Here is a 12,623-nt window from a genome sequence, read left to right as displayed (position 1 = left end):
GGGCCCGTTCACCCCTTCGGGGGGATCCGGCTTCACCCCGCCCCGGACGACCCTGGTCGTACGCGGGCGACCGGCCGCGCGCGCCGGTGCGCGTCCGGCGTGAACGGGGAACGGGAGGCGGGGCCGAGGTGAAGCGGAGAGGGCTGGCGGGCGCGACGGGGGCGGCGCTCGCCGTCGTGGCGGCGGGCCGGGCGCTGGCCGTACGGCGGCGCGGGACGGCCTGGCCCCGCGCGGCCGGTGCCGACCCGCGCCCCGCGGGCTGGCAGGTGGTGACCGTCGACCGCGCGCCCGGCGAGGTGCTGCCCGGCGGCCGCTGGCCGGAGCCCCTGCGCCGGCTCGGCGGCGCGGTGCAGGTCGAGCTGCGGCCGGCCCCCGGCTGCCGGGGCACGGAGCTGGCGGCCCGGCCGGTGCCCGGCGCGGCGGCCCCGGCGGGGCTCGCCGCCCACCTGGTCGGCGACGACCCCGGCCTGCTGGTCCGCCGGGCGCTGCGGGAGGTCAAGCAGCTCGCCGAGACCGGCGAGGTGCTCCGCGCTGACCGCCGGCCGGCCGACCGTCCGGCGGGGCCGCCGCGATGAGGGCGCTGTGCTGGGTGGGCGCGGGCGAGCTGGCGGTACGGCAGGTGCCCGACCCGGAGCTGCGCAACGGCCACGACGTCGTCGTCCGGGTCCGGCAGAGCGCCACCTGCGGCGGGGACCTGCCGCTGCTGGCCGGGCGGGTGCCGTTCCTCGCCGTCGGCGACGTGCTCGGGCACGAGTTCCTCGGCGAGGTGGTCGAGGTCGGGCCGGAGGTACGCCGGCACCGGGTCGGCGACCGGGTGGTGGTCTGCTCGTCGGTGGCCTGCGGCAGCTGCTGGTACTGCCGGCGCGACCTGCCCTCCTGCTGCGACAACGGCAGCGCCGACCCCGCCGTCACCGAGGCGGCCTGGGGCCACCCCACCGGCGGCGCGTTCGGCCAGCCCCGGGCGCTGGGCGGCTTCGCCGGCAGCCACGCCGAGTACGTCCGGGTGCCGTACGCGGACGTCGGCGCGTTCACCGTGCCGGAGCCCGTCAGCGACGACCGCGCGCTGTTCGCCTCCGACGCCGCGCCGGCCGGCTGGATGGGCGCGGACCTCGGCCAGGTGCGCCCCGGCGACGTGGTGGCGGTCTGGGGCGCGGGCGCGGTCGGGCAACTCGCGGCCCGGGCGGCGTGGCTGCTCGGCGCGGAGCGGGTCATCGTCGTCGACGCCGAGGACGAGCGGCTGCGGATGGCCGAACGGCACGCCGGCGCGGAGACGATCGACCACCGGCTCGCCGACGTCACCGCCGAGCTGCGCGAGCGCACCGGCGGGCGGGGCCCGGACGTGTGCGTCGAGGCGGTCGGGGCGGCCTGGAACGGGCACGGCCCCCGGTCGCTGGCCGAGCGGTTCACCGGCGGCGCCGAGCGACCGGCCGCCGTCCGGGAGGCCGTGCACGCCTGCCGCAAGGGCGGCTCGGTCTTCCTGCTCGGCGAGTTCACGGGCTTCGTCGACACCTTCCCGCTCGGGGCGGTCACCAACAAGGGACTGACGGTGCGGGGTGCGCGGCAGCACGGGCAGCGCTACATCCCGATGCTGCTGGAGCGGATGGCCCGCGACGAGCTGCGTACCGAGCACCTGGCCACCCACCGGCTGCCGCTGGAGCGGGGCGCGGAGGGGTACGCGCTGTTCCGGGACCGTGCCGACGGTTGCGTCCGCGCCGTGCTCAGCCCCGAGCTTCCGACCGCCGGCGGCTGAGGCGGAACGCTGCGGCGTCAAGGACGACTACGACTGCGATTCCGGGTAGCGGCCTGGCACTCCCTGCGCCGGACCGCGACGGCGCAGGGAGCATCCAGGACTGTGGGGTCTACACCGCAGCGATGTCGGCGATGACGCAGGCGATATTGTCCGGCGCCCCTTCGGCCTGCGCCAGATCGATCAGTCTCTGCACGGTGAGCGCGGGATCGGTGGCGGCGCTGAGTGCCGACTGCAGGGTGGCCCGGTCGACGACGGCAGACAGCCCGTCGGAGCACAGCAGATACCGGTCACCGGGCAGGGCGGTGCGTAGCGCGAGATCGGCCTCGACCTGCTGGCCGCCGCCGAGGGCACGCACCAGCAGAGCGCGCTCGGGATGCGCGGCAGCCTGGTCCCGGTCGAGCTTGCCTTGATCCACCTGGGTCTGCACCCAGGTGTGGTCCTGGGTGAGCAGAAACAGTTCGCCGCCGCGCAGCAGGTATGCCCGGGTGTCGCCGATGTGCACCAGGGCCAACTGGGAGCCGCTGCGCAGCAGCGCGGTCAGCGTCGTGACCGGCTGGTGGTCGTCGGTCGCCAGCGCGCGCACGGTGCGGTCGGCGTCGTCGACCGCACCGGCCAGCATCGTCAGCAGGTCGGCGGCCGGCACGTCGGCGAGTTCCAACGCTTTGAGAGCGTCGATGGCGGCCGTGCTGGCTGCGGCGCCGCCAGGCCCTCGCATGCCGTCGGCGACGGCCAGCAACCGCTCGCTGGCGTACGCGGCGTCCTCGTTGCTGTCGCGCACGGCCCCGGTGTCACACCCGGCGGCGTAGCGGACGACAAGGGCGGGATTCGCTTGAACCATGGTGGTGCCCCCTCCTGACAGGTGATCCACGAGGAAGGTGGCGAGCCGCGCGCGAGCCGCGGTATCGGCGGTGACCTCCTGCCAGTACGCGGTGATCGCCTCAGCCGCCGCCGCGGGCTCCAAGCCACACACGGTGCGGATCTTCGCCAGTGGCATGCCAAGGCGACGTAGCTGGGCGACCAGCCGGGCCAGCGGCAGCTGCCCCGGGTCGTAGAGCCGGTATCCGGACTCGGGATCGACCGCGGCCGGCGGCAGGATCCCGACCTGGTCATACAGGCGCAACGCCTTCGGTGTCAGTCTCGCCGCCCGGGCGAACGCCCCGATGGTCAGCAGCCCCACGTCGACATCCTCCTCGTGCCGATCACAGCGACCGGCACGCACCAGGGTGGGCCTTACCCAAGGGTCAAGGTCAACACCGCCTCCCAGCGGGGGTTTCCAGGTGTTGGCCGCCGTGCGTCCCGCTGGACATCGCCGAGGGTGACCGGCCGCCCGGCACGGCCGCCTCGCCGCCGCGCCGGGTGGCAGACTCGGTGGATGCGTGAGCAGCGGACATACGACGTCGTCCTCTTCGGGGCCACCGGCTTCACCGGAGGGCTGACTGCCGAGTACCTGGCCCGCAACGCCCCGCCCGGGCTGCGGTGGGCGCTCGCGGGGCGCAACCCCGGCAAGCTGGCCGCCGTCCGGGACCGACTGGCCGCCATCGACCCGGCGCTGGCCGCGCTGCCCCTGCTCACCGCCGACGTCACCGACGCGGAGTCGCTGCGGGCGGTCGCCGAGAGCGCCCGGGTGGTGGCCACCACCGTCGGCCCGTACGTGCACCACGGGGAGCCGCTGGTCGCCGCCTGCGCCCGCGCCGGCACCGACTACCTCGACATCACCGGCGAGCCCGAGTTCGTCGACCTGATGTACGTGCGCCACCACGCCGAGGCGGAGCGCACCGGGGCGCGGCTCGTGCACGCCTGCGGGTTCGACTCGATCCCCCACGACCTGGGCGTCTGGTTCACGCTCAAGCACCTCCCGGACGACGTGCCGGTCGCCGTCGACGGGTTCGTCCGGGCGGGCGGGCGGTTCTCCGCCGGCACGTACCACTCGGCGCTCACCGCCTTCTCCCGCACGGCGCAGGCGTCCCGGGCGGCCCGCGAGCGGCGGCAGGTCGAGCCGCGACCGACCGGACGGCGGGTCCGCGCGGTGCCCGGCCGGGTCGCCCGCGCGAAGGAGTTGGGCATGTGGATCGTGCCGCTGCCGACCATCGACCCGCAGGTGGTCCGCCGCTCGGCCGCCGCCCGCCCGGAGTACGGGCCGGACTTCCGCTACCGGCACTTCGCGGCCGTGAAGCGGCTGCCCACGGTGCTGGCCGGCGGGGTCGGGCTGGGCGGGCTGGTGGCCCTGGTGAAGCTGCCGCCGACCCGGCGCTGGCTGCTCGGCCGGCTCGCCTCCGGGCAGGGGCCGACGTCGCAGCAGCGGGCGAAGTCCTGGTTCCGGGTCCGGTTCGTCGGCACGGGCGGCGGGCGGCGGGTGCTGACCGAGGTGGCCGGCGGCGACCCCGGCTACGACGAGACGGCGAAGATGCTCGCCGAGTCGGCGCTCTGCCTGGCCGGCGACGACCTGCCGGCCACCGCCGGTCAGGTCACGCCGGTGACCGCGATGGGCGACGCGCTGCTGGACCGGCTGGTGCGGGCGGGGATGACGTTCCGGGTGCTGGACGCGCCGCGCTGACCTCACGTCCGCGTCGCCCACCAGCGGGCGGGTTGACCCTCGACCAGGTTGAGACGACAGGATCGGCGCCGTGGAGAGCGACCTGCGCAGCATCGGCGAGCTGGCCCGGGCCAGCGGGTTGACCGTGAGCGCCCTGCGGTTCTACGACTCGGCCGGGGTGCTGGCCCCGGCCCTGGTCGACCCAGTGACCGGCTACCGCTGGTACACGGGCGACCAGGTGGCGCCCGCCCGGCTGGTGGCCGGGCTGCGCCGGGTCGGCATGCCGGTCGCCGAGATCGCCGCCGCGCTGCGCGCCGAGCCGGCGCAGGTCCACCGCCTGCTCGACGCGCACCTGCGCCGGTTGGAGGACGGTCTCGCCGACGCCCGCCGGGAGCTCTCCCGGATCCGCACGCTTATCGATCCCGGCGAGCCCGCCACGACCACCCGTCTCGTCCTGTCCCGCGTCGACCTGGCCGCCGCCGTGGACGCGGTCCGCTTCGCCGTCGGCGCCGATCCCGACCTGCCGGTGCTGGCCGGCGTGCTGTTCGAGTCCGACGCCGACGGCGTACGGCTGGTGGCGACCGACCGGCACCGGCTCGCCGTCGCGCGGGCGGACGCCCGGGTCGACGGGCCGGCGGTGCGGGTGCTCGCCCCGGTCGCCTTCGTCGACGAGGTGCGGGCCCTGCTCGACACGGGCGCGGGGAGCACCCCCGAGGCCCGGCTGACGGTCGACGCCGGCACGATCTCCGTCTGCGTCGCCGGCCGCACGGTCGACGCCGCCGCCCTGCCGTACGACTTCCCGGACCACCGCCGGCTGCTCCGCCCGACGCCCGACGACGGGCCGGCGCACCGGCTGACGGTCGACGCCGACGCCCTGCGGGCGGCCCTGACCAGCGCCGACGCCCCCGTCGTCATCCGGCGGCACGACGGCGCCCCGCTCGCGGTGACCGTGCTCGGCCCGGACGGCCGGGGCGGGGTGCGGCTGCTCGGGGCGGACGAGCTGACCGGGGAGGCCGACGCGTTCCGCGTCGGGGTGAACGGCGGCTACCTGCTCGAGGCCCTCGACGCGGCCGGCCGGGGCCAGTTGCTGCTGGAGCTGGACGGGCCGATCACCCCGCTGGCCGTGCGCCGGCCGGACGACGTCGACGCGTTCTCCGTCCTGATGCCCATCCGGCTCTGACCGCCGCGCCGGCCGGCGCTGCGGGGGCGCGACGCCGGCCGCGCGGGGTCGCCGAGACCGGGCCGGGGCGTGACGGGCCGCGACGGTAGCATCGGTGGGTCCACCCGACGTCCGGACGGAGCGTACGGAGCAGCATGCTCGACATGGAGTTGATCCGGAAGGATCGCGAGGCGGTGGCGACCGCGCTGGCGAAGCGACTGGATCCCGCCGAGGTCAACCGCGCCCTGGACGAGATCCAGCGGCTCGACCAGGAACGCCGCGCCCTGATCAGTGGCATCGACGGCGAGCGGCAGCGCCGCAAGGCCGAGGCCCGCGCCTACGCGGCGGCGAAGCGCGCCGGCACCGAGCCGGAGGTCTCCGCGCCGGAGGCGGGGCGCAAGCAGCTCGCCGAGCTGGAGTCCGAGCTGGACGAGGTACAGGCGCGGCTGCGCACCGTGATGAGCGAGCTGCCCAACCTGCCCGCCGACGACGTGCTGCCGGGCGGCAAGGAGGCCAACCGGGTCGTCCGGGCCTTCGGCGAGCCGCCGGCCATCGATAAGGTCCGCGACCACGTCGAGCTGAGCCGGATGCTGGGCCTGGTCGACCACGAGCGCGGGGTCAAGCTCGGCGGCTCCGGCTTCTGGATGTACACGGGCATGGGCGCCCGGCTGGAGTGGGCGCTGCTCAACTTCTTCGTCGACGAGCACATCGGCGCCGGTTACGAGTTCCTGCTCCCGCCGCACCTGCTGCTGGACACCGCCGGGTTCGCCGCCGGGCAGTTCCCGAAGTTCTACGACGACGTCTACCACCTGGACCGGGAGTCCGCCCCGCGCGGCCAGTTCCTGCTGCCCACCTCGGAGACGGCGATCCTCGGGGCCTACCAGGACGAGATCCTGGAGACAGCGAAGCTGCCGCTGAAGGCGTTCGCGTACACCCCCTGCTACCGCCGCGAGGCGGCCGGGTCACACTCGGACGAGCGGGGCACCGTCCGGGGCCACCAGTTCAACAAGGTGGAGATCTTCCAGTTCTGCCTGCCCGAGCAGGCCGACGCCGCGCTGGAGGAGATGCTCCTGCACGCGGAGAGCCTGGTGGAGAAGCTGGGCCTGCACTACCAGCGCACCCTGCTGTCGGCGGGCGACGCCAGCGCGTCGATGAAGAAGACCCTCGACATCGAGGTGTGGATGCCGAGCACCGGCAAGTACAAGGAGGTGTCGTCGGTCTCCTGGGCCGGCGACTACCAGGCGCGCCGGGCGGCCATCCGCTACCGCGAGCCGGGCGGCAAGCAGACCCGCTTCGTGCACACCCTCAACGGGTCGGCGCTGGCCACCAGCCGGCTCTTCCCGGCCATCCTGGAGCAGTTCCAGCAGCCCGACGGCTCGGTGCTGGTTCCCGAGGTCCTCCAGGCCCGCCTGGGCACCGACCGCCTGACCCCCCGCTGACCCGCCGGCCTCACCCCCGCCTCCTCAGGGGGCGGGGGTGAGGCGCAGCGCGAGTTCGGGGCAGACCTTGACCGCCTTGCGCGCGCCCTCGCGCAGCCAGGTCGGCACGGGGGTGGGCGGGAAGGCGGGGTAGCCGTTCCCGTCGAGCCGGATGAAGTCCGGCACCACGTGCGCGCACAGCCCGTGCCCGTCGCAGCGGGACCAGTCCAGCGTGAGCCGCTGCGGATTCGGGTCGGGGGCGCCCGGCAGGCCCATCACCGCCCGGACCCGCCGGCCACAGCCCTCGCCGGTGGTGTGCAGCCGCAGGTCATCGGCGAACACCTCCATCGCGGAGAGCGCGAACCGGGCCGTACCGTCGGGGTGGCCGCACGCCCCGCGGCCCTTCACGTCGCCGGCGGCGGCGCGGACCACCTCCACCGGGGCGCTGCCGGAGACCGCCAGGTCGACGGCGCGGGCCAGGTCGGGCAGGCCCATCCGGCACGGACCGCACTGCCCCGCCGACTCGCCGGCCAGGTAGCGCACCACCTGGGCGGCCTCGCCGAGCGGGCAGGTGTCCGTGCCGAGCGGGACGAGGATGCCCGCGCCGAGGGTGCCGCCCACGGCGGCCAGCCCTCTGCGGGAGATCTCCGCCCGGTCGGCGGACTCCCGGGTGATCCACCTGCCGTGGTATCCGCCCGTCAGGATGCCCGGCCCGTCCGGCGCCTCGCACAGGTCGAGGATCTCCCGCAGCGGAGTGCCGGCCGCGCATTCCACCACCGCCGGGCGTCTGGCCGCGCCGGTGACGGTGAGCAGCACGGTGCCCGGCTCGTCGTCGGTGCCGAGCGCCGCGTACTCGTACGGGCCGAGCCGGGAGGCGACCGCGAGCTGGGCGTACGTCTCGGCGTTGGAGAGCAGGGTGGGCAGGCCGCCGACGCCGGAGTCGCTGGAGCGCCGCTTGGTGCCCGGCGGGATGTGCGGCAGGCCGTTGATGCCGTTGACCAGGGCTCCGCCCTCGCCGGAGATGAACCGGTGCGGCACGGTGACGATGCTGGTCGGCACCGGCATCCGGCGTTCCTCCAGCGCGTCGGTCAGGGAGTCGCGGCCCACCCCGTCGTCGGCAACCCCGACGACGATCTCGTCGGCGTCCAGCGCGTACGCGGCCAGCGCGGCGCCGTCGAGGACCAGGTGCGGGGCCCGGGTGAGCAGCACCTTGTCCTTCCAGCTCGCCGGCTCCCCCTCGGTGGCGTTGACCACCACCACCGCCGGGAGGTCCCGCCGCTCGCAGGACTCCAGCACCGCGCGGAGCTTCTTGGCGAACGGGAAGCCCGCACCGCCCTTGCCCTTGAGTTGGACGCCCTCGGCGAGCCGGAGCAGGGTGGCCGGTTCCATCGGCCCGACCGGCCCGTGCACCTCCTCGTGGGCCAGCAGGTCGAGCCGGCCGTACTCGGCGAAGCCGGCGGTGAGCCGGGGCTCGCCGACGCAGGCCACCGGGGGCACGGTCGTCCGCGTCACTTCGCCTCACCCCGCAGCCCGGCCCAGTACGCCCCGTCGACGGCGTCGGCGTTGACCCGGCGGCGGCGGGCCGACCGGCTCTCGCCGGCGGCCCGGCGTGCCCGCCGGGACGCGAGGTCGACCAGGGTCGGGGTGTCGTCGGCCGGCAGCGGTACCTCCTCGGGGACGTACCGGACCGGGGGCCGCCAGTAGTCCGGTTCGAGGTCCCGGTCGTCCTCGACGCTGTGCCGGCCGCCGCCGCTGCGCGGCGCCGCGGAGAACGCGGCGGAGGAGACCGGGTCATCGGAGACCGGCCCGACCGAGACCGGGTCCGCCGAGACCAGGTCGCCGGGCTGCCAGCGGCGAGGGCTGTCCCAGGGTTCCTCGGCGTACCGGCGACCGGCCGGCACGGGGGCCTCCTCGCGGCGCCGTCCGACCGGGGCGACCTCCTCGCGACGCCGGGAGGCCGGCGCGGGGGTCTCCTCGCGACGGCGGGGGCGTGCCGGGTCGCGGAGCGTGCCGGGCTCGGGCACGGCCGGCACGGTGAACCGCCCCGGGTCGTGACGCCGCGCGGCGGGGGCGGACCAGGTGCCGGTGAGCGCGGTGCCGGCTACCGTGGTGGCCGCCCAGGTCCCCCCGCGCCCCTCCGGCTTCGCCGCCCGGTCGGCGCGTCGGGTCAGGCCCCGCAACAGCGACCGGCGCGGGGCGTCCTCGGCCGGCCGCCCGGCCAGGGCCTGGTTCATCGCGGCGGCCTGGTGCTGCTCCCGGCGGCGCCGGCCGAGGCTCACGGAGAGGCGGACCAGCAGCGCCAGCACGACCAGCAGGACGCAGGCGAGGTAACTGAGCATCACCCAGGGCTTCGCGGGCCGCCCGGCGTTGAGCCCGTGCACGATGGCGAACGGCCAGGAGAGGTACGCGGCCGAGTGCAGCGTGCGCCAGAGCCACTTCGGACCGACCCCGGCGAAGCGGGCCCGGACGACACCGGTCCAGAGCACGCTCACCATCAGCAGGGCGGCCACCGTGCCGAGGCCGACGTAGAGGCCTCGCCCACCGACGAAGGGGACCACCGCGTCGGTGCTCCCCGCCCGGCCGGTGGCGATCTTCGTGAGCACGTGGAAGACCAGCCCGGCGACGCCGAGGATGCCGGTGGCCCGGTGCGCGGACTGGAGCAGCACCCGGTGCCGGATCAGCAGCACCAGCCGGTCGGTGGCGAGCAGCCCCATCATCACGGTGAGGCTCAACGCCACGAGGGCGACGACCCCGGCGAAGAACTCGGTGAAGAAGAAGCCGTACGCGTACGCGGCCGAGCCGACGCCGGTCAGCGTGGTGGCGGCCCACAGCGCGGCGAGCGCCGAGAGGGTCAGCAGGGCCACCGCGGGCCGGGACCGGGTGCGGGCCCCCCGGCTGGTGCTGGTGGTCCGGACGGTGGGCGGCTTCTGGTTGCGTTGTGCCCGGGCCATCTGCTCCTCGATCGTCTCGCGGCGGCGCACCACCGGCCGGCCCTGTTCCCCATCGAGTACGGACCGACGCGGCGGGCGGATCACCGGCGCGCGAAAATTCCCCGCACGGTCGTCGAACCGCCCGGCCCTCCGGCGCGTGGGCGGCCCGATCGCCCGACGCGGAACACCCCGGAAGGCATCCACACATGCCCATGCATTGACAGTGCTTGCAATGCGCTTGTAACCTTTCGGAAATTTTCAATCCGTACTGCAAGATCCCGGCACCGCCGGGCCCCCCGGCCTCGCCACCGCCCCCGTCCCCCACCCCGTCAGGAGTCCTCCCATGCAGAGACGTCGACGGTTGTCGGCGATCGTCGCCCTCGGCGTGATCGCCGGCCTGATCGTCCCCACCGCCGCGACCGCGCCCCCGGCCGGCGCGGCTCCGGCGGGCGGCAAGAAGGTCATCGCCAACCTCTTCGAGTGGAACTGGTCCTCGGTGGCCACCGAGTGCCGCACCACCCTCGGCCCGAAGGGCTACGGCTGGGTGCAGGTCTCGCCGCCCCAGGAGCACGTCCGGGGCTCGCAGTGGTGGCTGGCGTACCAGCCGGTCAGCTACCGGATCGAGTCCCGCAAGGGCACCCGCGCCCAGTTCAAGTCCATGGTCGACGCCTGCCACGCCGCCGGCGTCAAGGTGGTCGTCGACGCGGTCGTCAACCACATGTCCGGGCAGGACAACGGCGGCACCGGCTGGGCCGGCTCGTCGTACGGGCACTACGACTACCCCGGGATCTACCAGACGCAGGACTTCCACCACTGCGGTCGCAACGGCGGCGACGACATCGCCAACTACAACGACCGGTGGGAGGTGCAGAACTGCGAGCTGGTCAACCTCGCCGACCTGAAGACCGAGTCGGACTACGTCCGGACGAGGATCGCGGGCTACCTCAACGACCTGCTCTCGCTCGGCGTCGACGGCTTCCGGATGGACGCCAGCAAGCACATGCCGGCCGCCGACATCGCCGCCATCAAGGGCAAGCTGTCCCGCTCGGCGTACATCGTGCAGGAGGTGATCCACGGCGCCGGCGAGCCGATCCAGCCGGGCGAGTACACCGGCAACGGCGACGTGCACGAGTTCCGCTACGGCAAGGACCTCGCCCGGGTCTTCCGCTCTGAGAAGCTCGCCTACCTGCGCAACTTCGGCGAGGGGTGGGGACACCTGCCCAGCGGCTCGGCCGGCGTCTTCGTGGACAACCACGACACCCAGCGCGACGTCGGCGGGGTGCTGACCTACCGCGACCGGGGCATCTACGCGCTGGCCAACGCGTTCATGCTCGCCTGGCCGTACGGCTCCCCGACGGTGATGTCGAGCTACACGTTCAGCCAGCGCGACCAGGGCCCGCCCTCGGACAGCTCCGGCAGGACGCTCAACGCCACCTGCTACTCCGGCTGGGAGTGCGAGCACCGCTGGCCGGTCATCGCCAACATGGTCGGCTTCCGCAACGCCACCGAGGGCGCCAGCGTCGTCAACTGGTACGACAACGGCAACAACCACATCGCCTTCGGTCGGTCCGGCAAGGGCTACGTCACGATCAACGACGAGGACTCCGCGGTCACCGGCCGGTCGTACCAGACCGGGCTGCCGGCCGGGCGCTACTGCGACGTCATCCACGGCACTTTCAGCAACGGCACGTGCAGCGGGCCGGTGATCACCGTGGACGGCGGTGGCTGGTTCGCCGCGAACGTACCGGCCCACGACGCGATCGCCATCCACGTGGGCGCGCGGCTGAGCTGAGGCCCCGCCGATGCGGACCCCGTCCCGACCGACATTCGGCCGGGGCGGGGTTTCGCCGCCGTTCACCCGTTACAGTTAGTTTGTGCGTTTTGACCGAATGAACCGGCGACGTGTCCGCACCCTGGCCGCCGCCGTCGGCGTACCCCTGCTCCTGCTGGCCGCCGGGGTCACCGGCTGGGTGCTGATCCCCGCGGCCGCGCCCACCGCGCCGCCGGTCGTCGCCGGGCCGCCCGCGTCGACCAGCGCGGCCCCGACCAGCGCGGCGCCGGAGCGGGTGCCCGTCGCCGCGCCCGCGCCGGACGACCTGCCGGTGGTCGACTACGGCCCGGCGCCCAGGGGCTTCCCGGCCGACCCGGACACCCTCGACACCGCGCCGCTGACCGAGGGCCTGCACCCGACCCGCCGGATCGCCGCCTACACCGCCCCCGGCGGCCGGCCGCTGGCCTTCCTCGACCCCACCCTCAGCGGCGTCGAGCTGACCATGCCCATCGCTCGGCGACAGGCCGGCTGGACGGCGGTGCTGCTCCCGTCGGCCAACCGCACGCTCGCCTGGCTGCCGCCCGGCGGCCACACCACCGTGGCGCTGCCCGACCAGATCGTGGTGGAGCGCAAGCACCACCGGCTCACCTGGTACCGCGCCGGCCGGGCCGTCCGCAGCTGGGAGGTCAGCCTCGGCCAGCGCGGCCAGGAGACCCCGCTGGGCCGGACCTTCATCCTCGGCCGCACCCCGCCGCCGGAGAGCGTGTACGGCGGCGTCGACATCTACGCCCTCGGCTCGGTGCCCGACGACCCCGACTCGGTGCCGCCGGGCCTGCGCGGCGCGCACATCGGCGTGCACAGCTGGTACCACGACGGCGAGCTGGGCCGGAACACCACCAACGGCTGCATCCGGCTGACGAAGAGCGGTCAGCGGGAACTGCTGGCGAAGGTCCGCCCCGGCACCGAGGTGGTCGTGGTCGACGAACTGCCCGCCCCGCCCCCGACGGCCTGACGGTTCCCTTCGCCGGCCACCCCGCGGCCGGCCGGCAGCGCCCCCGGATC

Annotated in this window: 10 protein-coding genes; 7 read left to right on the top strand and 3 right to left on the bottom strand. The window is 75.1% G+C overall.

The window, feature by feature from the left end; translation table 11 throughout:
• Nucleotides 1-128: 128 nt before the first annotated feature.
• Complete coding sequence (locus DER29_RS26065; RefSeq protein WP_370040610.1) at nt 129-575, top strand: hypothetical protein; 447 nt, start codon at nt 129-131, stop codon at nt 573-575.
• On the top strand, nt 572-1,750 hold the full coding sequence (locus DER29_RS26060) for a zinc-dependent alcohol dehydrogenase (RefSeq protein WP_121400316.1): 1,179 nt from the start codon (nt 572-574) through the stop codon (nt 1,748-1,750). Before DER29_RS26065 ends, DER29_RS26060 begins: the two co-directional genes overlap by 4 nt.
• A 109-nt stretch (nt 1,751-1,859) precedes the next feature.
• Here the strand turns inward: DER29_RS26060 and DER29_RS26055 are convergent, their stop codons facing one another.
• On the bottom strand, nt 1,860-2,927 hold the full coding sequence (locus DER29_RS26055; protein ID WP_199729552.1) for a MerR family transcriptional regulator: 1,068 nt from the start codon (nt 2,925-2,927) through the stop codon (nt 1,860-1,862).
• Between the two features lie 195 nt (nt 2,928-3,122).
• Between DER29_RS26055 and DER29_RS26050 the strand changes: the two genes are divergently transcribed.
• From DER29_RS26050 to serS, 3 genes are all read left to right on the top strand, one after another.
• Nucleotides 3,123-4,304 (top strand): trans-acting enoyl reductase family protein, encoded by a 1,182-nt coding sequence (locus DER29_RS26050; RefSeq protein ID WP_121400314.1) that lies wholly within the window; start codon nt 3,123-3,125, stop codon nt 4,302-4,304.
• Between the two features lie 82 nt (nt 4,305-4,386).
• The gene (locus DER29_RS26045) at nt 4,387-5,463 is read left to right on the top strand and encodes a MerR family transcriptional regulator (protein WP_121400885.1); all 1,077 of its coding nucleotides are present in this window, start codon (nt 4,387-4,389) and stop codon (nt 5,461-5,463) included.
• Nucleotides 5,464-5,597: 134 nt separating this feature from the next.
• Nucleotides 5,598-6,881: a serine--tRNA ligase gene (gene serS / locus DER29_RS26040; protein ID WP_121400313.1), complete on the top strand. Its 1,284-nt coding sequence runs from the start codon at nt 5,598-5,600 to the stop codon at nt 6,879-6,881.
• Between the two features lie 24 nt (nt 6,882-6,905).
• Here the strand turns inward: serS and DER29_RS26035 are convergent, their stop codons facing one another.
• Together DER29_RS26035 and DER29_RS26030 are read right to left on the bottom strand one after the other, a co-directional pair.
• The gene (locus DER29_RS26035) at nt 6,906-8,372 is read right to left on the bottom strand and encodes an NADH-quinone oxidoreductase subunit NuoF family protein (protein WP_121400312.1); all 1,467 of its coding nucleotides are present in this window, start codon (nt 8,370-8,372) and stop codon (nt 6,906-6,908) included.
• Complete coding sequence (locus DER29_RS26030; RefSeq protein ID WP_233600166.1) at nt 8,369-9,844, bottom strand: ferric reductase-like transmembrane domain-containing protein; 1,476 nt, start codon at nt 9,842-9,844, stop codon at nt 8,369-8,371. Before DER29_RS26030 ends, DER29_RS26035 begins: the two co-directional genes overlap by 4 nt.
• Before the next feature lie 289 nt (nt 9,845-10,133).
• On the opposite strand from DER29_RS26030, the gene DER29_RS26025 reads away from it, so the two are divergent.
• Nucleotides 10,134-11,582: an alpha-amylase family protein gene (locus DER29_RS26025; protein ID WP_121400311.1), complete on the top strand. Its 1,449-nt coding sequence runs from the start codon at nt 10,134-10,136 to the stop codon at nt 11,580-11,582.
• 82 nt (nt 11,583-11,664) lie between these two features.
• Nucleotides 11,665-12,573: a L,D-transpeptidase gene (locus tag DER29_RS26020; protein WP_233600165.1), complete on the top strand. Its 909-nt coding sequence runs from the start codon at nt 11,665-11,667 to the stop codon at nt 12,571-12,573.
• The last annotated feature ends 50 nt before the right edge of the window (nt 12,574-12,623 follow it).

Source organism: Micromonospora sp. M71_S20 (assembly GCF_003664255.1).
Taxonomy (GTDB): Bacteria; Actinomycetota; Actinomycetes; order Mycobacteriales; family Micromonosporaceae; genus Micromonospora.
Note: the sequence above shows the minus strand (reverse complement) of the source record. Positions and strands in the feature narration are given on the sequence as shown.